Source organism: Neolewinella antarctica, from assembly GCF_011927835.1.
Classification (GTDB): Bacteria; Bacteroidota; Bacteroidia; order Chitinophagales; family Saprospiraceae; genus Neolewinella; species Neolewinella antarctica.
This window is the reverse complement of the sequence record NZ_JAATJH010000001.1, coordinates 882,728-904,204: the sequence shown is the minus strand read 5'-3', so window position 1 is coordinate 904,204 and position 21,477 is coordinate 882,728. Positions and strand designations below refer to the sequence as shown.

Here is a 21,477-nt window from a genome sequence, read left to right as displayed (position 1 = left end):
GGACATCAGCTAACAAAAACAAGCCGAACATGCCATTTTTCACGAACGATAAATCACCAAACCCCGCCGACATCCACTACGAAGATTACGGCAGCGGTAAGCCCGTCATCTTAATTCACGGCTGGCCCTTGAGCCTCCGTGCGTGGGAGCCACAGATCCCCGCCCTCGTCGAAGCCGGCCACCGTGTCATTTCCTACAGCCGTCGTGGCTTCGGCGTCTCTTCCGCGCCCTGGAGCGGCTACGATTACACGACTTTGGCGAGCGACTTGCGCGCGCTCATTCTCAAACTTGATTTGCAAGACGTAACGCTCGTCGGCTTCAGCATGGGCGGTGGCGAAGTAGTTCGCTACTTCACGGAATACGGTGCCGACCGCATCAGTAAGGCCGCGCTCATCAGCTCGATTATTCCCCTGGTGCTCAAGAAAGACGATAACCCGGACGGCGTCCCGCAATCCGAACTCGACGGCATCATGACCGCGCTGAAAACTGACCGCGTCGGCTTCCTCAAAACCTTCGTCAAGAACTTTTACAATTATAAGCTTCTCAACCACGACGTCAGCGAAGGCCAGCTCGAATACGACTGGAGCATCGCCGCCTACGCCAGCCCCCGCGCTACGCTGGAAACGGCAAAATCCTGGGGAACGACCGACTTCCGGAGCGAGTGCAAAAACGTGACCGTCCCGACCCTGATCGTTCACGGAACTTCCGACAATATCGTACCTAAAGCCACCGCTGGCGACCAGGCTGCGGAGCTGATCCCGAACAATACTTATAAGACGATCGACGGCGCTCCGCACGGTTTGAACGTCACGCATAAGGACGAGCTGAATAAAATCCTGATTGACTTTCTTGGCTAGTGTTGCAGATGGTACCCGCTTACTTTAAGTTGGGCTCTTCAATGTCTCGGAACTAAAAAGCCCCTTCACGAACGTTCGTGAAGGGGCTTTTTCTGAATTAGCCGTCGCAGTCAATTTACGTGCGCTTGGGCGGCCGAAAACAAATGCGGGCTGCATTACCGCAAAATCAACTTCCGGGTGCCGACCCCGCGGTCGGTAGTCACCCGTAGTAAATAGACGCCACTCGGCAGGTGCCCCACTGACAGTACAGAAGTCGCACCGTTCTTGCTGATCAACTGTCCGCGTACGTCGAGTAGATCCACGTCAAGAATACGGTGCTCGCTACGAATATTCACGGACTCGAATGCCGGGTTGGGAAATACCGATAGATCAATCTGCCCGGGGCTTAGCTCGCGCACGTCCGAAATAATTTCGATGAACCGGTTGCGCACCACGTTGGTGATGATGGCCGGGTTCTGATCGAAGTAGATCGCGGCTTGGTTGGTAATCGTGTCACCGATCGCCTTAACGTCTTTACTGCGCAGGGCGAAACGGACGTAGCCGTCGTTGAGGCTATCCACAAAAGGTAGATAGATGTCCTCAAAATTGAACCTGAGTACGGTAACGCTATCGTTGCTAAGTTTGTAGTCGACCGCTACGTCGTGACTGGCGTCCAGTAGGTTAAGCGAACTTGGCTCTAGCAACCCATCAATCGTATCTACTACGTAAACGTCCTTTGCGGAGAAGTTGCCGGAGTTTTCGAAGCGGATGGTGTAGGTGAACCAGTTGGTCGCCAGTCCGGTATCGTTAACGCCGCTGGCCAGTCCACCGTCCACGAGTTTGTCGTTGGGGTCGTAGGAGCTGCGGACGGGTGACAGGTAGGGTGAAGGACCGTAGACGTCCGCGGGGTCGAGGTAAGGAGCGGGCTCGTAAATGTCGCTGGGGTCGACGTAGGGGCTATTCGGGTCATCGTAGAAATCTCCCGGCGGCAGATTATCCGTTTCCGACGGGTAGAAGAAGTAAGGACCGTTGCTCAGGTTGGGGTCATCGTTCGGGTTGAAATCCGGGCTGTCGGTCCGCCGGGGGCCGTATCCAATCGTGGTTCCGGTGCGGGAAGCAGCGTACAGGTCGGTTTCAATTTTGATGATGAGGGTTTGCCGTGCTTCGAGGCGGTCGACGATCATACTGGTCGTGACGGTATCCTCCACCTCTCTGATTTCCGGCAGTAAGTTTAGGTCCTCCCGCACGTACGCGGTGGGCTTTACGTCGGGCAGCGACCAGCGGTGCGTTTGTGGGTCGATCCGTATTTCATCCACCAAGGTAGTGGCGCCATTCGGGGTCAGGCGGGTGACGGTGACCTTCTTTACTTCCGGTAGTGTGTTGCCCGTCCCGGGTTGTAGGTTGTAATAGCTGAAGTCTATTTCCAGATCCCGAAAAGCATCCGTGGTCGACAAATTGGTGACGGCCGTAGTAAAGCTATTTTCGAAACCATCGCGGTCGAACCCCCACATCCCGCTACGGTTGGCCGTTTGAAAAAAGAGACTACTGTAATTTTTGATGAACAGCGCAAAATCCGGCCCCGCGACGTCTCCGTCCGTATTATCTACGGTCACGGTTTGCTGGCGGATATCCGCGCCGTAAGCCCGGCCGAGCACGGGCAGGGTAATCCGGTAATCACCGCTCTCGCCGTCCAGCAGAAAGACGTAGCGCCCCTCCCGGTCCGTGGTTGTTTGCCGAACCCTTCCATTTGTGAAGACGGCCACCACCTGGTTATAAACCGTTTCGTCCTCCTCCACGGTCCCGTTACCGTTAGTGTCCACGTAGACGCGTCCGCTCAGGGTCCGTCCGCCACCGGCTGGCCGGAAGAAAGGTTCGGTCAGTTGGTCCGTAATTTTCCAGACGGATGTCACGCCCTCTATCCATATATCTCCTTTGTGGTCAAGCGCCATGCTGGCGCCGCCGCTGACGGTGATGAGTGGTAATATCTGCTTAAGGGTATCGGTTGAAAAGGTCGGGTTAGTAGCAAAATTCGTGATGCGGTGGATACGGTCGCCCTGACCGGTCATTATCCACAACCGTCCTTCGGTATCAACGACGGCATCGGCTACGGACTGAAGCCGCGCGTCGTCCGTGTTGGAAATACCGTGAAAACTGGTACCATCGTAAAGGATTACCCCCCGGTTGCCAATGAAGTACACGTGCTCGTCGGGCGCGGAAATAACTTTAGTCGGGCTCCCAACCTTCAGACTGGGGCTAAAGCGGTCGGCCGCACCCGTGGCGGGGTCGTAACGGACGAACTCCATGCCCTGCCCCCGATCCTGACTGGCCAGCCACGCGACGCCCTTACTGTCGACGCCAAAATGATAGTAGTCGGCGTAACTAGTTGGGTCGGGCAACGTATCAAGTGCTACTACGCTGCCGTTTACGGTGCGGGTGTAAACGCCCTTGGTACGCTCGAAAAAAGCGACAACGTTACCGTAAGCGGCGGTTAAATTATTTCCGTAGCGTACTTTACCGATCGATCTAACGAATGGATAATCCAGCAATTGGTAGTTAGGCGTCGAACCACTCGCCGCGGCGAAAGCCAGTCGCCCTTCCTGGTCCACGGTGGGTGTTCGGTAGGGAATGTTGCGGTGTTGGCTGGACCGTAGGTTTCCGTCGGGCCCGACGTAACTGATGATGTCATCGTCCGCACTGTATAAATACATCCCGCCCTGCAGCGTAGGTACGAAGTACTGAAACCGCTCGACGTCGTGATAAGAGATGTTCGTGGGGCGGTTATCGTTCCGCGTATCCCAACTACCGTCATTGCGGCGGATGAGTACTTCGTTATTACCATTATTCCCCGTAGAGAAATCGTTCGTGAGGTAGTAGATGGCTCCGGCGTGGCGGACGACTTGGTTGGGTCGGTAGGTGATGGGAGTGGCAAGAGCGTTCGTGCTGTCCATATCAATGTAGGACCACACGGGTTGCGGGCCGCTCACGTCAAGGTCGATTATCGCGGAGAAGTTACTTGCCACCGCGGAAATACGTCCGTCGTTAAGGATGGCGAGATCGTCAAATCTGGTCACTATGAGTGGATTATTTTGTTCCGGTACCACTATTTCAAACTCATCGTAACTATTCATGGCACGATCGTAGCGGACCAGCGCACCATTGTTCCGGTCACCTTGCGCCATCCACAACGTACCGTCGGCGGCGAACTCAAAATCGTTCACCCGATCGAACGGCAGCCGCCCGGTGGTCGAGTTGTCGTACAGTGTATTTCCGTAGTTGTCTTTGTTGATCGCGTAAAGCCCGCGGGGGCCACTGAAGTAGAGCGAGTCTCCCCGGGCGCTGAACTTGTTCGTGTTGATCGACACCGATAGCGTGCCGGGTAAGTCATCTAAATTATTGACGAGTTCGGAACCAGTGGGGGACAAACGGTACAGGTCCACATTTCTGAATTCTGACAACAGGGCGAAAACGGCATCGTCTTCCTCATCGTAGGCGAGTAAATTCATGCCGCCGGTCCGCGGCATCGGTACGGAGGTAATTTGCTTGGTAATGAGGTCGTAAGTATTTACGATCCGGCGGCGGCGCGTACGGACGGTGAAGTAAATCAACCCGTTCTTAGCTACGACGCCCGTCTCAATGGTGCCGTCGTTGGAAGGCGGATCATCGTCGTAAATCACTTCGGCGGCCACGTTCGGTACGTTTTCCCAGCTTCCGTCCACGTGGCGGATCGAAATGCCGCCGCGGGTCACGTACACTTCGCTGTCGTTGTAGTTATTGGGCAGCATTTGCAGGACGCCCCGGCCATTCAGCCCGAGGCTGTGGGTGACGATGCCCAGGTTCCCCTTAGCGTCGCAGAAAGAGAGTCGGCCGGCGGCTTCCGGTACTTCCTCGCCGCACTGACCGGTGAGGTAGGTGATGCGCGTGCCCACCAGGTAGTTTTCGAGGCGGCTGATGTCCTGGGCGGTCAGACTCAGCGTGGATAGTAGAAGGAAACTAAGTAGAAAGTGCTTCATAGTCGTGCGTTGGTACACGGTCTTATGACCCGAGAATTACTTCCGTTACACTTTTGCCATACTAGTTATTTCGCCAGGTTTTGCTCGCAGTTAGGGCGCGGTCGCGGGATGCATTGAGGATTGGGAAAAATGCGGAGCGGGGTTAGTGCGGCTCGCTCACTGCTTCTTCCCAATTTTTCCGGCACCCGCGGCCGCGCATAATTGTTGTGACCGTGGCGGTTGCGCGTAAGCCCCGGGTGACGCAACCCCACCGGACTTCGGCGGTTTCAAACATGCCCGCCCAACCGGAAACCCCGCCCATGAAAAGATCACTTCCCACCATCGTCGCTGTTGCCGTAGCCGTGTTTACGGTTCTCGGTGTCATCTACTTTTTCCGCAACATCATTGGCGACCGGGATTACGGAAACGTCGTCAGCGCGGACGCACCCAACGCTACCACCGAATACATCATCGACGCCGGTACGGGCAACGGCGTCGACGACGTATTTGCCATCGTCGGAGCATTGGCCCGCGACGACCGGGGAAAGACCGGCCCCCGCCTGGCCGGCATCACCGCGTCTCAGTACCACGACGCGCCCCTGGCCGCCGCCCGGTCCGCGGACGCAGCTCAAGCGATCAACGAAGAGTTAGCCCGTTTGACGTTGCGGCCGGATATGAGAACATTGGTGGGGAGCAATCGACCCCTCTCCGCCAAGAACAAACCCCTCAAATCCCGCGCCGCCGCCTTCATCGTGGAGCGTGCCTCCCGGGCGAGCTCTCGGAATAAATTACACATTTTCGTGCTCGGCTCCTGCACTAATGTTGCGAGCGCAATCTTGCTCGACCCCGAAATTATACCGGTCATCCACGTTCATTACCTCGGCTTTGATTACCACGGGGCGACGGGTCTGGTCGAAAATACGGCGGGTGGTTCCGGTAGCGACCCCATCGCTTTGGAACTGTTGCTCACCGCCCCCCGCCTGGAGTTGACGGTTATGCCCCGGACGGTTGGCGACGGGCTGCGGGTTGACCGGGCTGAGCTGGCTACCAAGCTGCCGCGGGAGGCACGATTTACCCAGTACCTCATGAGTAGTTGGGGTGGTGACGATCGCCGGGCTACGGGGCAAGACGGCGACCCCAGTAGCCAGCTCTTGCCGGGTGTAGCTTTGGTGTCGGCCTGGTTTGACCCTCAACTGGCCATGCTGAAGGAGTACCGCGCTCCGGTAGAAGACGGAAATGACGTCAAAGTATGTACCGACATCACGGAAGTCGCTATGCTCGATAACTGGTTCGAAGAGGTAGTCGAAGCGTTGGAATAAAAAAGTACGGGCGTACCAATCACCTAACCTCAGTGGATGGTTGCTCGGTAGCTATTTAATCGGAGTGTTCGTATGCGCCAAACCTTACCTTCGCCCCTTGCTATAAAAACTACGAACCCAAAAAAAAGCCAACATGGCCAAGCCAACAGTTAAGAAACGTTCCACCATCACGGTTGAAGTCGGTCTCGACGACACCAAAATGCCCGTAGAGATCAAGTGGAAGGCGAGCGACAATAAGGGCCCCGCGGAAGCCTGTAAGGGGATGTTGCTGGCCATCTTTAACGAGCAGTCGAAGGAAACGATGAAAATCGACCTTTGGACGAAGGAGATGCAGGTCGTTGAGATGGACCGGTTCATGTACCAGACCCTGCGCGGCCTGGCCGACACCTACTTTCGGGCTACCGGCAATAAGGAATTAGCCAATCAGATGCAGCAGTTTACTTTCTTTTTTGGGCAAGCGACGGGGGCTATTCCGCAGGAGCCCGGTAAGTAATTGACGGCAGGAAGATAAAACTAGGCACCACCAACCGATTGCATTTGCTAGGTTGTGGGGGTTTTACAACTCCGTACCTTACTTTGGCGGAGGCTGGCCTAATTTCCACGTAACGGTACGGGGAATACGCCCCGCTCACGTTCCATCATACGAATCAAGTTCTCTTCGCAACATGACTACTTACTTTCAAGACATCCCCAAGATTAAATTTGAAGGACCCGCAAGCGATAATCCGCTGGCTTTCAAGTACTACGATAAGACTCAGGTCGTCGCCGGCAAAACGATGGCCGAGCACTTCAAATTTTCCATGGCCTGGTGGCACACGCTTCGCAACACCGGAGGAGACCCTTTCGGCCCCGGCACGGCCAGCTACCCCTGGCTCGGTGACGCCGACCCCGTCCGGGAAGCCAAGAACGCCGTGGACGCCGGTTTTGAGATCATGGAGAAGCTCGGCCTGGACTACTTCTGCTTTCACGACGTCGACCTCCTCGAAGAAAACGGTGCCGATCTGGAAACTTACGCCAAGCGACTGGATGAAGTGACCGATTACATCAGGGAGAAAATGGAAGCCACCGACATAAAGGTGTTGTGGGGGACGGCCAACCTATTCAGTAACCCACGCTACATGAACGGCGCTAGTACGAACCCTGATTTCAACGTTGTCGCCTACGCCGGCGCACAGTTAAAAAACGCCATCGACGCAACGATCAAGCTAGGTGGTGAAAATTACGTCTTCTGGGGCGGTCGGGAAGGTTACATGAGCCTGCTCAACACGGACATGGGCCGGGAAGTGGATCACCTGGCACAATTTCTGACGATGGCACGTGATTACGCGCGTGGCCAGGGATTCACCGGTACGTTCTTCATCGAGCCAAAACCGTTCGAGCCGAGCAAGCACCAGTACGATTTTGACAGCGCGACCGTTTCCGGGTTCCTACGGAAGTACGACCTCATGGACGACTTCAAGCTCAACATCGAAGTCAACCACGCCACGCTGGCTCAGCACACTTTCCAGCACGAGATTGCCGTGGCCGTAGCCGACGGGCTACTCGGTAGCATCGACGCGAACCGGGGAGATTACCAGAACGGTTGGGATACCGACCAGTTTCCCACCAACGTGCCGGAACTGACGGAGGCCATGCTGGTCATCCTCGAAGGTGGTGGCATTCAGGGCGGCGGCGTCAATTTCGACGCTAAGACCCGGAGGAACTCGACGGACCTGGTGGACATCTTCCACGCCCACATTGGAGGCATGGATGCTTTCGCCCGCGCGCTCGTGGCCGCCGACAAAATTCTTACCTCCAGCAAGTATAAGGCACTGCGTCAGGATCGCTACGCCAGCTTTGACGCGGGCCAGGGTGCCAGCTACGAAAACGGTAAGATGACGCTGGAGCAATTGGCCGAACTCGGTCGGAAGCAGGGCGAACCCACAATGACCAGCGGCCGGCAGGAGCTCTACGAGAATATCGTTACCCAGTACAGCTAAACTTCTACGCATCAACCTCACGGTAAAGTTCTGAGCGGGTGAGGAAGAAATTCTTTGCCCGCTTTCTCATTTGCTTAATCTTAAGGAAGAATTGCCTGGTTCGGGAGTTACAGCGGACTAGCAGTAAGTTGACTTCGGACGATGCGTCGTCCCGGCACGAGCAAACCCGATATGAGTAGCTATCCTGCATCTCGCGCCGAGACGGCCCGTCGTCCGTAGAAGTAGCCGGTGCCTAGCGGGTGAGTTGATGTGAATCCCGCTGTGTCAATAATGCCAAGCTAACACCCGCCGGATTTTCCCTCCCTGACCGATCGGAATGATTTTGACCGTTGCCCCGGCCCGGCCCAACAATTCCTTTGCCGCCCGGAGATAGCTTTTTTGGGAAACGAGCGTGGTGAACCAGCCGACCTGCTGCGCAAACTCCTTTGATTCTTTGATCATCCGCCTGAGGAAGGCGGGCTCGCCACCGGGCGTCCATAATTCGTTGGCGCGGCCGCCAAAGTTGTAGCCAGTTTTGGTGTCGTTACCAAGTTTTGCCCACTTCTTCTCGGAAGCTTGTTTAGCCTCGTCGGCGTTAGCGTAGAAAGGTGGGTTGCACGTGGAAAATGCGAACCGGTCGTCCCCACGGATTACGCCACTGAATATTTTCGCACCGTCCGCTTGTTTGCGTAGGGTGATTTTATCCGCGAGCCTCGGGTTAAAGTCCACGAGCGCGCGGGCAACTTTTAGAGACTGGTCCTCAACGTCCGTGCCCACGAAATGCCAGCCGTATTCGTGGGAACCGAGAATGGGGTAGATCAACGAAGCACCGGTACCGATATCCAGGCCAGTAATTGCTGCGGGTTTTTTTTGCTCCCCACTGTTTTTACCCGGCACCGGCGGCCGCGCCCAAATTTTTAGTAAGTCGGCAATAACGTGCACGTAATCCAGCCGGCCGGGGACGCCGGGGCAGAGGCTTCCGGGGGGCAGGTTCCAGAATTTGAGTTGGTAGTCGCGCAGCAGGAGGGCGCGGTTGAGTTGGAGCACGGCATCGGGGTGGGGGAAATCTAGGCTAATCCGCCCGTCCGGCGTGGTGATGAAGTGGGCGGTTAGCTCCGGGACTACGCGGGCGAGCGCCGGAAAATCGTGGTCGGCGTGGTAACGGTTCTTGGGGTGCATGGGCGAGATTGTGGGGAGGAGGGCGGCAACCGGGACAAACATCGCGTGGGAAGTCCGGGTTGGCTTAGCATGGAGGAAACGCTATTCGGGTCGAGTGAGACTTTTGTTTACCGGGCGGCGGATTGGCTGAAGCTGGTGGTAGAAGTAGCGGGAGTACTCATCATCGGGTGGGGCGTCATCATCAGTTTGGCCCGGTACGGAGGGCAATTGTTCCTGGGGCACAACGACAATAATATCCCACTCCGCCTGAGCTTAGCTCGTTACCTGGTGGTCGCGCTCGAGTTTCAACTGGCCGCCGACATTTTAGGAACGGCCATTGCCCCGGACTGGGACTCGATCGGTAAACTGGGCGCCATCGCCGTCATCCGGACCGTCCTGAATTACTTCCTGACCAAGGAAATGGAAAAGGAAATCGAGTTGCAAGACAACGGCTCGAAGGACAAGATCGCCGAGCAACTGGGTGGGCCGGATGCCTCCCCGTGAGAATTGAGCATTTTACCGGGTCACTCCTCTTCCTTATCCAGCAAGCGCTGGTCTAACTGGCGTTTACTTTTGGCCCCCAGCTTACGCAGTTTTTCCGCACGGCCAACCAGGGTGGATCCGTACTTGCCACCCGTCGACAATTTCTTGTAGGCCGAATGGTAAGCATCCTGCGCGCGGTCCAGTTGCTTGCCGATTTTTTGGAGTTCCTCGGTGAAGGCGACGAACCCGTCGTACAACATGCCGCTCTGCCGCGCGATCTCCAGCACGTTTTTCTTCTGGCTATCCTGCTTCCAGATGAAGCTCACCGTGCGTAAAGTCGCCAGCAGCGTAGAGGGCGTTACGATCACGACGTTACGCTCCAGCGCCTCGAGGAATATGCCCTGGTCGGTCGCTAGGGCCAGTCCGAAGGCGGGCTCGATGGGGATGAACATGAGCAGATAGTCCGGGGAAGTAATCTGGTGGAGCGAAGTGTAATTCTTGCTGGCGAGGTCGAGGACGTGCTGCCGCATACTCCGCAAGTGTGCGCGGGCGTGGATTTTCCGGTCATCAGTATCCTCACCCGCGGCGCAGTAGCGATCGTAGGCCGTCAGGCTCACTTTGGAGTCGATGATGAGGTGTTTGCCGTCGGGTAGGTTGATGATGAAGTCGGGGCGCTTAAGTTGCTCGTTACCATCGCGGTAGGAGCTCTGGGCGTCGAAGTGAACACCTTGTTGCAACCCGCTCGCTTCGAGCAGCGTCAGCAGTTGCCACTCGCCCCAGTCGCCCTGGGTTTTGCTGTTGCCGCGCAGGGCACTGGCGAGGTTATTGGCTTCGATGCTGATTTGACTGTTGAGTTGCTGGAGGTTTTTGATTTCCTCGCGGAGGCTGATGCGGTCCTTCGTCTCTTCGCGGAACCTGCTTTCTACCTGGTTTTCAAACCCCTCTATCCGCTCGCGCAGCGGCTGGAGGATGCTCGTCAACTGGGTAGCGTTTTGCGCGGTGAAGCGTTGAGACTTTTCCTGGAAAAGCCGGTCGGCCGTGCGCTCGAACTGGGCGAGGCTTGCCTGCTGGAGGCGTTCCATTTCAGCTTGTTGGTCGCTGAGCTTTGTTTTCAGGTGGCGTAGATCGGAGCGAGTTTCCGCCAGGCTTGCGCTCAGCTCCCGTTCACCGTTTACTTTTTCCTGCAAGTTTTCGTAGTGCAGATCGGCCTCCGAGCGTACTTGCTGGTGGACTTCCGCCCGCACGTAATCCCGGCCGACCTCCTCCCGGGCCAAGTAGTTGGCCGTCAAACGCGTACGGGCGAATAGCCAGCCCAGTAATCCGCCGATTACGAGCGTAAGTACCAGGGCAAGAAAGAATAGGGTAGGGGTAATCAAAAGCGTAAAATTTTTACCAAGTGTACCGTAAATAACACGTCCACGTGCGAAGTTAAGAACTCCTGGTTGTGTACGCGATACATCAGATCTTACGTTAGCATAAACTTAAGGGGCGGCGTAGATTCATCCTTACGCTCGCTTCTTCGTTAGTTTTGAGTTCCCGCACTTTCCAAATGAAAACATTTCTTTTTACACTACTTACGGCACTTTTCTTACTCCAACCCGCCCGCGCCAACGCCGCCGGTTGGGTGGACGAAGTCATCGGATGGTTCTCTGAACTGTTCGCCGAGCCCAGCCGGGCCGCCGTCGTCGCTACCGCACCTACCGTCAATATTGATTCTTTAAGATCAACGCCTCTCGGTATCCTCCTCAACCGGATTCCAAGTTCAGATACGCTCGCGGTGCGCTACAACTGGCCGTTTGCGAGTGCCGACGCGCGTGGCGAGGTAGCGCGTTACGAGCGCTTATTGCGGCAAACTATTCTACTTACCGACCCCACGAATAAGCTTCCGTTATCCGCTGACGCCGTGCGGGTCATTTACCAACCGGGTCACCGGCCGGGCTATTTCTTGGACCTACTCGCGCGTTTCACCGACGTGCAGGAAGTCGTTTTCAGTGACTTGGTCGCGGACGTGCTGAAGGTAAGCCCCGCACTGCCGACCGTCATTCTGGTCGATGACGCTCAGTTCACCGGCACCCTGCCGTGGTACCTGGAACTGGGGGGTGCGGCCGATCAGCAAACCACGGTCGTCCACTTCGGGCCCGTCGATCGCTTAGCGGGCGTGCCGGGTGATTGGTCCGTCATCAATTGCCCCTTGCGGTCAAAAGAGAGCGAAGCGTTTTTGGCACAGGCACTCGTGGGGGCGGAACTAATCGACGCCCGTTTGTCAACCACCACGCCCGCGTTCGCCGCGGGGGCGGGCTTTCGACTAACCGGTGACCGCACCGGATTCCGCTTACCCGAGCAATTGGGCGTAGACCGGGAGGAGCTGGAAAAGATCGATTACCAAATCAACCGCGGAATCCGCTACCGGGCCATGCCCGGCGCGCAGTTGTTGGTCATGAAGGGCGGGCAAGTCGTCTACGAAAAGGCTTACGGCCATCAGGTCTACCGTAAGCAAGCGGTCAACAACGCCGATTTGTACGACCTGGCTTCCGTCACGAAGGCGGCCTCCACCAGTCTGGCGGTGATGAAGCTGTACGATCGCGGCGAGTTAGCGCTGAAAAAGCGCGTTCGGGATTACCTCCCCGAATTCAAGCGCAACCTCGTAGGACGTTACCGCATCGACCAATTGCTGTCACACCACACGGGGTTACAACCCAACTTACCAATCGGACCACTCATCAGTAGGCAATTCACGGCGGATGAGTCGAGTCCTGAGTATCCGTATCCATTAGGGCCGGGCAAGTGGTTGGGTCGTGAAATTCCCGGCGCGGTAAAGAACGCGCTGACCGGTCAGTTAGAATACACTAAGAAACCGATGCACCAGTACAGCGACCTCAACTACTACCTGCTGCAACTCATCGTAGAGCGGGTAAGCGGTGAGTCACTCGACGAATTCGTGCGGGCTAACTTCTACGCGCCCATGGGTTTACGTCGGTTGACGTATAAGCCTAACGCCACTTTCCCCGCCCACCGAATCGTACCGACGATCGATGAGCCCTGGATGCGGGGCGGTTTGCTGCGCGGCGACGTACACGACGAAGGTGCGGCTCTGCTCGGCGGCGTGGGTGGCCACGCGGGGCTGTTCGGAAACGCGCACGATTTGGGCCAACTGTTTCAACTGCTCAACAACCGCGGTAGCTACCACGGTAAAGAATATTTGCGTCCGGAGACGGTTGCGCTGTTTACCGGTCACGGCCCCTACAATTACCGGGCGCTCGCCTTCGATCGACTGGCCGGCCGTTGGGGAGGCGCACACGAATATGGCGTAAGCACCAACACCATCGGCCACCTCGGTTACACCGGGACTTCCGTGTGGGCCGACCCCGATAATGACCTAGTCTACGTGCTGCTAACCAACCGGGTTAATCCAGACCCCACGAACGCTAAGTTTCGGGAAATGGCCATTCGGTCACACGTCAGCCGGGTGGTGTACCGCGCGCTGGATACGTGGGAGGTTAATTCGTAGCCCCGTGCGGGGCCGGGCCGGTCGCTGGGCTTACCTTAGCACGGAATTTAAACGACCCAGATGACGCTTCCGGTAGCAGATAAGTATAACATTGAATTTGGGGACGTAACCCGGGCTAAGTTCGACTGGTTAAAATCCAAGGAGTACGCCGGTTGGGTCGTCTTCGTCGATACGAATACGCGCCGTGATTGCCTGCCGCTGATTGAAAAATTTCTCGACCATCCCCGACTACTCATCATCGAGTGTGCGCCGGGCGAGTTGAACAAAAACCTGGGGACCTGTCAGGAGCTATGGTCCCAAATGTTTGACGGCGGGGTGGGGCGGCGTTGGTGTGCGATTTGCCTGGGTGGCGGGGTGCTGGAGGATATGTCCGGCTTCGTAGCTTCCACTTTCAAGCGGGGGATTGACTTTTTACAGATTCCGACTACCTTGCTCGCGCAGGTCGATTCTTCCGTTGGTGGCAAGCTGGGGGTTGACTTTTACGAATTGAAAAACAGCCTGGGCGTGTTCAACGACCCGATCGCGGTCTGGATCGACCACCGGTTCCTGCGTACGCTGCCGGCGCGGGAAATCCGTTCGGGTTTTGCGGAGGTCATCAAACACGCGTTGATCGCCGACGCCGGGCAGTGGGGAAGGATTCAGAAGATTATCGATCTGACGGTGGTCGACTGGTCGGAGCTCATTCCGGCGAGCGTAAACATCAAACGGGAGGTCGTGCTGGAAGACCCCTTCGAGCGTGGGGTGCGTAAATCATTGAATTTCGGTCACACCATCGGCCACGCGATCGAGTCGTACTTTTTGGAAACGGAGCAACGGCTGTTCCACGGGGAAGCGATTGCGGCGGGAATGATTATGGAGGCTTGGATTTCTTACCAACTCGCGACCCTTACCGTGTCTGATTACCAACTAATTGAATCGTACTTCCTGAAGCTGTACGGTCACCAGGTCATCCTCGAAAGTTCGTTCGACCAACTATTTGCGCTAATGGCGAACGATAAGAAGAACGATGACCACCGCATCAATTTCACCTTGCTGGCGGAGCCGGGGCGGGCGCTAATCAATCAATTCGCCGGGCGGCCGGTTATCGAGTCGGCTATTCGCCATTACAATAGTCTTGCCGTAGCTACGGAATAAGTAAGTGGGCGCGGCCGCTGGTGCAAGGAAAGTGTGGACGAGCAAATATTTGCCTGGCTTAAAACGGAATAGCCTCACACGGACCATCATTGGTAAGCCAAGTAATTCTCGCTCCCTCCCCCCAAAACCCCGCATCTACGACCGCGCAACAGTCTTAATAAGCTCCCAAAGTCGGGGAGATCTTAATACAAAAGACCAAGCGAACGTTGTCACCCTGCCCCCCAATAGATTGGTGGCCGCTACCTTCGTACCGCGCAAAAGTGAATCCTATGCAACGCTTTCTACTGTTTCTTTTTCTCCTCGGCCTGCTTGCCCCCGTGGTCGGTCAGCAAAGCCACCGCATCGAGGTGGAGATCAGCGGCTACGATCAAGAAATTTTGACGCTGGCCAACAACATTCTCGAGAGCCAGTACATCGTCGATACCGCCTACCAAAACGATGCCGGCAAGTACGTTTTTGCTAGCGACACCAGCGCGTTACCGGCCGGAATCTACATCGTAGTCACCGCCCCCGACAATAACTATTTCCAGATCCTCGTGGGGGAAGGCGACCAGGAGTTTAGCGTTTCGACCAGCGTCGCGGCGCTTGCGTCCGTAGCGGTGACCGGTGATGAAGAGAACGAGCTGTTTCACCGCTACCTCGCATTCTTGGACGCGCAGCAGGAAAAAGTAGCTCCCCTGCGGGAGGTGATGAACGACTCCCTCACCGCGCCCGTTGAAAAGACCGCACTGGCGGAGGACATCGCCGCGGTAACCGCCCAAGTCAATGCTTTTCAGGCGGAACTCGTACGCCAGTCTCCGGGAAGTTTTACCGCAGCCATCATCAACGCAAACCGCCCGCTCCCGCCGCCCGAATTCGAAGAACTAACCGACCCCGAAACCCGCCGCCAGGCCCAGTGGAACTGGCTCCAGCAGCATTATTTCGATAACATCGACCTGCGGGATGAACGCTTGCTACGGACTCCCTTTCTCTTCCAGCGCATTGAGTATTACGTCGACCGGCTCTCCGTTCAGCACCCCGACAGTATCAGCATGGCCATCGACCGGGTACTGAGCGGCATGAACCCGACCGGTGAGATGTTTAAGTACTACGTCGTTCACTTCACCAATAAGGCGGCACAGAGCAAGATCGTTGGCATGGATGGCGTCTACGTCCACATGGTCGACAATTACTACCGGGCCGGCCGCGCGTACTGGTCGAACGAGGAGCAACTGCTGACCATGTCCGAAAACGTGGAGGAAATCCGACCGCTGCTGATTGGCAAACAAGCGCCCGACATCGAGATGAAGACGCGCGCCGGTGAGGACGTTACCCTTTACGGTGTCGACGCAAAGTACACGGTGCTCTATTTCTGGTCCTTCGATTGCGGTCACTGTAAAAAGTCTACGCCCTACATGAAGGAGTTCTACGCCAAGTGGAAAAACAAGGGCGCGGAGATTTTTTCTATCTGCACCAAGCAAAACACGCTCGATCAGTGCTGGGAGTACGTGGACGATCAGGAAATCGGCGACTGGATGCACGTCACCGATCGCTACATGCGGTTCTACAAGGATTACGCCATCCGGTCGACGCCAACCATCTTCGTGCTGGACGAAAATAAAAAAATCGTCTCCAAAAGGATTGGCGCCGAGCAGCTCGACGACGTACTTACTGGCCTGGAAGCAGCGGCCGCACGACCAGAAAAAACGGGTAAATAATGGAAGAAATCAACGGCGGTGCGCCCGAGTTCGTGCCGGAAATGGGCGACGTCTACACCATGATCGCGCTCTGTGGGCTCGCTTTCGTCGGCCTGATCTTTCTGGCCGTTCGCCTCAGCAAGATCGCCAACCCGGACCCACGTAAGCGGGTGTTGTTGCCGATGCTGGCCTACTTCATGGCGTTACTCGCGCTGATGGGGTTCCTGGGTTCCTTATGGTCTACGTTCAAATACCCGGAAGTAGACATCACCGCGCGTAACCTGATCATCGGTGGGGAAAGTTTTCCCTTGCCCAGAACGCACGAAGTACGCATGGAAGCATATTCCGGCGCCGGGCTCAACGCTAGCAGCAAAGTCCTGCTGGTGCAGACGAAAGACCGGCGCACCTGGGCTTTTCCCGACAGCCGGTACCCCGTCAACGAAATGATGCGACGACTTAAGCCCTGATGCGGGCTGGTCTACGGCGTGAACAATTGCCACCGCAAAAATGGCCGCACGGGGTAGCATAGTTTGCTCGGCTCAAAGTTGACCTACGGAGGCGCGGTACAGAACGGTCTCCGTCAGTGCGTTAAAGCTAATCGACTCGTTAGCCGGCACGAAGACGGTCCGGGCCTTTTCGTTGAGTTCTACTTGCCCGTCTACCGACTGGAGGGCACCCTTCAGTAGTAGCAGAATACTTGGCCCGTCGTCACCCGCGACGGTGACGGACCCGCCGTTATGGATTTGCGCCAGCGAGAGGTGAAAGTCTGGCGCTGGAGTAGGGTAGTGGAGCCAGCCATCGCCGCTGGGTTCGGGGACTAGTTTTTTGGGGTTGACGGCCGTCGTGATCGTTTTGTCCAGCAGTTCGGGAACGTCGATGTGTTTAGGCGTCAGGCCGCCCCGTAGTACGTTGTCGGAGTTAGCCATGAGCTCGATGCAGACGCCTTCGAGGTACGCGTGGGGAATGCCGGCATCTTGGAATACGCCCTGGCCGGGCGTTAGGTGGACGATGTTGAACCAGTACACGCTAAACATGCCCCGGTCGTGGTGGCCGTCTTTGCTGTACTGGGTGACGGCGCGGGCGGCCCAGAATTCCGTTTGGTCGCGCGTGTAGTTGCTTTCTGGGCCCAGCGATGCTACTAATTTGCCGAGTAACTCATCGACGCGGTCCTGGCTCGCCTCCATTACCCGTTGGTACAGGCCCTTTACGCCCTGGCGATCGAGCACGGTGAGGAGGTCGGCCCAGCCCGGCACCGTTTCCAGCGTTTTACGAATCTCGGCTTCGGAACGGAAACCGTGGAGGAGGTAGAAATCAGTCAGCGCGACGCCAAGTTCCGGTTTGTGGTTATCGTCGCGGTAGTTCCGGTCGGGGGCTGAGCGGTCGGGGCCGCTTTCTTCTTCCGCCGCGAAGCCTTTTTCTGCCGCCTCCTTGGTGGGGTGGACTTGGATCGACAGCATGTCGTTGACGTCCAGCACTTTGAAGAGGAAGGGCAGTTTGTTCGAGAACTTAGCGGCTACTTTGGTGCCCAGTAGCGTGCCTGGATCCTGCTGAATGGCTTCCTCCAGGTTTTGGCTGCTACCGGCTATCACCCCCGGTCCCTTGGCGTGCGCGCCCATCCAGTATTCCGCCTGCGGTTGTTCACTGGGTGCGGTTTGCCGCAAAAGATTAGCGAGGTAGCGGTGGCCGCCCCAGGCGTAATTCTGGACAACACCGGCGAAAGGAATAATGGGCATATTCTTATTTGATTTGTTGCAAGATACCGACGTCGATCAGACTAAGTTTACTCGCGTTCCTAAATACTTTTCAGATCGTTATCTTCGCCCCCGAAAACCATACTACATGCCCTACCTATTTACCTCGGAGTCCGTTTCCGAAGGTCACCCCGATAAAGTAGCCGACCAGATCAGTGATAATTTAGTGGATCATTTTTTAGCTTTTGACCCCAGCTCGAAGGTCGCCTGCGAAACGCTCGTCACCACCGGTCAGGTTGTCCTCGCTGGGGAAGTCAAATCGAGCACTTACCTCGACGTGCAGCAGTTAGCTAGAGACGTGATCGAGCGGATCGGTTACACGAAGAGTGAGTACATGTTTGAGGCGAATTCCTGTGGCGTACTGTCCGCCATTCACGAGCAGAGCCCGGACATCAACCAGGGCGTCGACCGCGCCTCGGCCGAGGAGCAGGGCGCCGGAGACCAGGGTATGATGTTCGGTTACGCGACGGACGAAACGGAGAACTACATGCCACTCGCCCTCGACCTCAGCCACACCATTCTGCGGGAACTCGCCGCCATCCGTAAGGCGGGCAAGAAAATGAAATACTTGCGCCCGGATTCCAAAAGCCAGGTAACGATTGAGTACGACGATAACCACCGCCCCGTGCGGATCGACTCCATCGTTCTGTCCACGCAGCACGACGACTTCGACGCCGACGAGACGATGCTCGCCAAGATTCGCGAAGACGTCATCAGCATTGTAATTCCTAGGGTCCGCAAAGCCCAGAGTAAGAGCATCCAAAAACTATTCACGGACGACATCACCTACCACGTCAACCCCACCGGTAAGTTCGTCATCGGCGGCCCCCACGGCGATACCGGCCTGACCGGGCGTAAGATCATCGTCGATACCTACGGCGGCAAGGGTGCCCACGGTGGTGGCGCGTTTTCCGGTAAGGATCCGAGTAAGGTAGACCGTTCTGCGGCCTACGCCACGCGCCACATTGCTAAGAACCTCGTCGCGGCGGGTGTGGCCAGCGAAATTCTCGTGCAGGTGAGTTACGCCATCGGTGTGGCGGAGCCCACCAACGTGTACGTTAATACTTACGGCACGGCCAAGGTCAAACTGACCGACGCGAAGATTGCGGAGAAGGTGAACAGCATCTTCGACATGCGGCCCTACGCCATTGAGAAGCGTCTTAAACTGCGCAAACCCATTTACTCCGACACCGCCGCCTACGGGCACATGGGCCGGAAGCCGGAAAAGAAATCACTAACTTTTAAGGACGGCTCCGGCAAACTCAAAACCATCAAAGTAGAGACTTTTACCTGGGAGAAACTCGACTACGTGAAGGAAGTTAAAAAGGCTTTTAAGCTGTAATGTAATATCGCCCGAGCCCAAGAAAGCCCCCCGTAACTCAGTTTCGGGGGGCTTTTTCGTAGGTTACGTAGTTCTGCCGTGCGCGGGCTGGCGTGAAAAGGGATGGAGGATACGCCGGGAAAAGGTACCGAAGGTTTGTAAAATATGCGCGGTCGTAGATGCCGGGCGGGTTGATGAGCGCAAGGTTTATGGGGCGCAAATCAGGCAAAGTACCCGCGCTGTTGACTTTACTTCGTAACGGGTACCCGCAGCGTGACCGTTACCTCGTCCCCGACTAGTCCACCAACCAGGGCGGGGCCGTCTATCCCGTAGTCGTGCCGGTTAACTTCGAACGAGCCGGTCAGGGTGGCGGGCGAATTGTCCCGTGCTTCTTCGTAGCCGAAGGGGATCGTCACCGCGCGATCGACGCCCCGCAACGTCAAACGTCCCTTCGCCAAAAAGCCGCCTTCGCGCGCGGTGAATGCTTCCGAATTAAAACTTATGGCGGGATGGTTATCGACGTCCAACCAACTACCGCCCCGGGCGTGGCGGTCCTTCGCGTCGTTGCCCGTGCTGATGGTGCTGGCGTCAACCGTGACGTCGACGGAGGCAGAACTGAGCTGGCCCGGATCGAAGATCACCGTGCCACGTAAACCGTATAAATTTCCTTCCGCACGCTGCGTTGCAAATAGCACGGAAAAGTTGTCACCGACAGCGTACGTATCGTGCAGTGCGAAAACGGCGGTGGACACCAAGAAAGTCACGAGGATTACAATGAGGGCGCGCATGGTTTTATGTATTTCGGTAGTGTGATAACACCACACCTTACGAAAGTTGGGATTCTGGCTAGGCTAATCCCGCTTTAGCCCGTTTACGACGGATGCTCCCGGAATTGGCCGGCCGGCCCGGCCACCGCAAATGCATGCTACCCAATGTTCTGGCGGATATATTACCGTCGACCGGGTAGGGAGGTGACTACCAAGTATTTAGTGAAGATATTAGCACGGGCAGGTCGCAGAATTTACAGAAATGTACCCTCCGTACTAACGTTACCGACCTTTGCCGCGATAGTACCGATGAATACGCTAACCGCAACCACAGATGTACACCCCCAAAAGTAGTGACGAGACCTTACGGCAAGGCTGCCTGGCGGGTGACCGGCGGGCCAGGGAGCATTTCTACCGGCGGTACTACGGAAAGCTCGTCGGAATCCCCCGGCGGTACCTGGACAATAAGGAGGACGCCGACCAGGTGCTCAACCAGGCTTTCCTGCGCATTTTTCAGTCGCTCGATCAGTACCGCGACGAAGGTGCCTTCGCCGGCTGGCTCTCCACGATCGTTTTCCGGACGACCATGTCGCACCTGCGCAGCCAAAAAAACCACGGGATGACGGTGAGCATCGACGATGCTTTCCACCACCCGCCCACCAGTGGCGGAATTGAGGAAGCGCACGACGTGGAGGCCATTTACGCCGAGATTGCCAAACTACCTTCCGCACTCCGGTCCGTCTTCTCCCTCTACGTAATTGACGATTTCAGCCACGAGGAGATTGGTAAGATCCTCGGCATCAGTGTCAACAACAGTCGTTGGCGGCTCAACCAGGCCCGCACGAAACTCCGCATCACCCTTCGCCCCAATAAAGAAAAAACCGCATGAAAAATCAACTGGAACCCTGGGAGGTTGATCTGGCGGAAAAAGCGAAGGCCCACGAGTTTGCTTTCGACGAGTCCGCCTTCACCCATTTCGAGCAGCTCTTTGCCGCCGAGGCGGGCGTGACGGGGCAGCAACTCGTAGATCCAACTACCGCTACCGCAACGCAAGCTGCCGCCACGACGGCACCCGGGTTGTTTGCCGGACTCACCGTTACCACCATTCTCAAAGTTTTATTCATTGCGGGGATCGGTGTGGCAATGGGCATACTACTAACTCAGTATTCGGGTGAGGTGACGGATACCCCCGCGGTCAGAGAAGAAACCCAGGTCGAGCGGATTACGCCCGCTACCGAGCCAGCAATTGTTCTCCCCGGTGACCTGACTAAGCGACCAGCAGGGCCATCGGCTGCCGTAAATACTCCCCGCATCTTCGCTCCCGTGTCACAATCCACTGCACCCGCGGCCGCGCCAGAATATCAACCGAACCCCGTTGTACCGGAGGCTGCGGTGATACAGAGTCAGGCGCGCCCCGCTGCCCGGCTTGCCCCCCTGATACCCTACCTACCCCTTCAGCCTTTAGTCATTGAGCCCTACACCTTTATTCTACCAAACATTCAAGTCCAGAAATTAACACCGCCCAAAAAAGTACGGGACCCAAACACCCTTTTTCCTGACGTTATTAATAATTAACC

At 56.5% G+C, this 21,477-nt stretch carries 17 protein-coding genes; 12 read left to right on the top strand and 5 right to left on the bottom strand.

The window, feature by feature from the left end:
- Positions 1-29 precede the first annotated feature (29 nt).
- Positions 30-857, top strand: a complete 828-nt coding sequence (locus GGR27_RS03695) for an alpha/beta fold hydrolase (protein WP_168036032.1) — start codon at positions 30-32, stop codon at positions 855-857.
- 155 nt (positions 858-1,012) lie between these two features.
- Here GGR27_RS03695 and GGR27_RS03690 read toward each other — a convergent pair whose 3' ends face one another.
- On the bottom strand, positions 1,013-4,846 hold the full coding sequence (locus GGR27_RS03690) for a DUF7619 domain-containing protein (protein WP_168036031.1): 3,834 nt from the start codon (positions 4,844-4,846) through the stop codon (positions 1,013-1,015).
- A 299-nt stretch (positions 4,847-5,145) separates the two neighbouring features.
- On the opposite strand from GGR27_RS03690, the gene GGR27_RS03685 reads away from it, so the two are divergent.
- From GGR27_RS03685 to xylA, 3 genes are all read left to right on the top strand, one after another.
- Positions 5,146-6,144 carry a nucleoside hydrolase gene (locus tag GGR27_RS03685; protein WP_168036030.1) on the top strand — a complete coding sequence of 333 codons (999 nt, stop codon included), beginning with the start codon at positions 5,146-5,148 and terminating at the stop codon, positions 6,142-6,144.
- Between the two features lie 133 nt (positions 6,145-6,277).
- Positions 6,278-6,637, top strand: a complete 360-nt coding sequence (locus tag GGR27_RS03680) for a gliding motility protein GldC (RefSeq protein WP_168036029.1) — start codon at positions 6,278-6,280, stop codon at positions 6,635-6,637.
- Positions 6,638-6,809: 172 nt separating this feature from the next.
- On the top strand, positions 6,810-8,123 hold the full coding sequence (gene xylA, locus GGR27_RS03675; protein WP_168036028.1) for a xylose isomerase: 1,314 nt from the start codon (positions 6,810-6,812) through the stop codon (positions 8,121-8,123).
- A 264-nt stretch (positions 8,124-8,387) separates the two neighbouring features.
- Here xylA and rlmF read toward each other — a convergent pair whose 3' ends face one another.
- Positions 8,388-9,281, bottom strand: coding sequence for a 23S rRNA (adenine(1618)-N(6))-methyltransferase RlmF (gene rlmF / locus GGR27_RS03670; protein ID WP_168036027.1), 894 nt, complete (start codon positions 9,279-9,281; stop codon positions 8,388-8,390).
- A gap of 69 nt (positions 9,282-9,350) precedes the next feature.
- Here rlmF and GGR27_RS03665 point away from each other — a divergent pair, with 69 nt between their 5' ends.
- Positions 9,351-9,764 (top strand): DUF1622 domain-containing protein, encoded by a 414-nt coding sequence (locus tag GGR27_RS03665; RefSeq protein ID WP_168036026.1) that lies wholly within the window; start codon positions 9,351-9,353, stop codon positions 9,762-9,764.
- Positions 9,765-9,784: 20 nt separating this feature from the next.
- On the opposite strand, the gene rmuC is transcribed toward GGR27_RS03665, so the two are convergent.
- Entirely contained in the window at positions 9,785-11,119 is a 1,335-nt protein-coding gene (rmuC, locus tag GGR27_RS03660) for a DNA recombination protein RmuC (RefSeq protein WP_168036025.1), read from the bottom strand.
- Between the two features lie 173 nt (positions 11,120-11,292).
- Here rmuC and GGR27_RS03655 point away from each other — a divergent pair, with 173 nt between their 5' ends.
- The 4 genes from GGR27_RS03655 to GGR27_RS03640 all read left to right on the top strand — a co-directional run bounded on the left by GGR27_RS03655 (position 11,293) and on the right by GGR27_RS03640 (position 16,528).
- Entirely contained in the window at positions 11,293-13,251 is a 1,959-nt protein-coding gene (locus GGR27_RS03655; RefSeq protein ID WP_168036024.1) for a serine hydrolase domain-containing protein, read from the top strand.
- Positions 13,252-13,311: 60 nt separating this feature from the next.
- Positions 13,312-14,385, top strand: coding sequence for a 3-dehydroquinate synthase (gene aroB / locus GGR27_RS03650; RefSeq protein WP_168036023.1), 1,074 nt, complete (start codon positions 13,312-13,314; stop codon positions 14,383-14,385).
- A gap of 269 nt (positions 14,386-14,654) precedes the next feature.
- Positions 14,655-16,082 (top strand): redoxin domain-containing protein, encoded by a 1,428-nt coding sequence (locus GGR27_RS03645; protein ID WP_168036022.1) that lies wholly within the window; start codon positions 14,655-14,657, stop codon positions 16,080-16,082.
- Positions 16,082-16,528: a hypothetical protein gene (locus GGR27_RS03640; RefSeq protein ID WP_168036021.1), complete on the top strand. Its 447-nt coding sequence runs from the start codon at positions 16,082-16,084 to the stop codon at positions 16,526-16,528. Before GGR27_RS03645 ends, GGR27_RS03640 begins: the two co-directional genes overlap by 1 nt.
- Before the next feature lie 72 nt (positions 16,529-16,600).
- On the opposite strand, the gene manA is transcribed toward GGR27_RS03640, so the two are convergent.
- Positions 16,601-17,794, bottom strand: coding sequence for a mannose-6-phosphate isomerase, class I (gene manA, locus GGR27_RS03635; RefSeq protein ID WP_168036020.1), 1,194 nt, complete (start codon positions 17,792-17,794; stop codon positions 16,601-16,603).
- A gap of 106 nt (positions 17,795-17,900) precedes the next feature.
- Between manA and metK the strand changes: the two genes are divergently transcribed.
- Entirely contained in the window at positions 17,901-19,154 is a 1,254-nt protein-coding gene (gene metK, locus GGR27_RS03630) for a methionine adenosyltransferase (RefSeq protein WP_168036019.1), read from the top strand.
- Between the two features lie 227 nt (positions 19,155-19,381).
- Here metK and GGR27_RS03625 read toward each other — a convergent pair whose 3' ends face one another.
- Complete coding sequence (locus tag GGR27_RS03625; protein ID WP_168036018.1) at positions 19,382-19,921, bottom strand: YceI family protein; 540 nt, start codon at positions 19,919-19,921, stop codon at positions 19,382-19,384.
- Positions 19,922-20,234: 313 nt separating this feature from the next.
- Between GGR27_RS03625 and GGR27_RS03620 the strand changes: the two genes are divergently transcribed.
- Both GGR27_RS03620 and GGR27_RS03615 read left to right on the top strand, forming a co-directional pair.
- Positions 20,235-20,789 carry an RNA polymerase sigma factor gene (locus GGR27_RS03620; RefSeq protein WP_168036017.1) on the top strand — a complete coding sequence of 185 codons (555 nt, stop codon included), beginning with the start codon at positions 20,235-20,237 and terminating at the stop codon, positions 20,787-20,789.
- On the top strand, positions 20,786-21,475 hold the full coding sequence (locus GGR27_RS03615; protein WP_168036016.1) for a hypothetical protein: 690 nt from the start codon (positions 20,786-20,788) through the stop codon (positions 21,473-21,475). Before GGR27_RS03620 ends, GGR27_RS03615 begins: the two co-directional genes overlap by 4 nt.
- Positions 21,476-21,477: the final 2 nt, after the last annotated feature.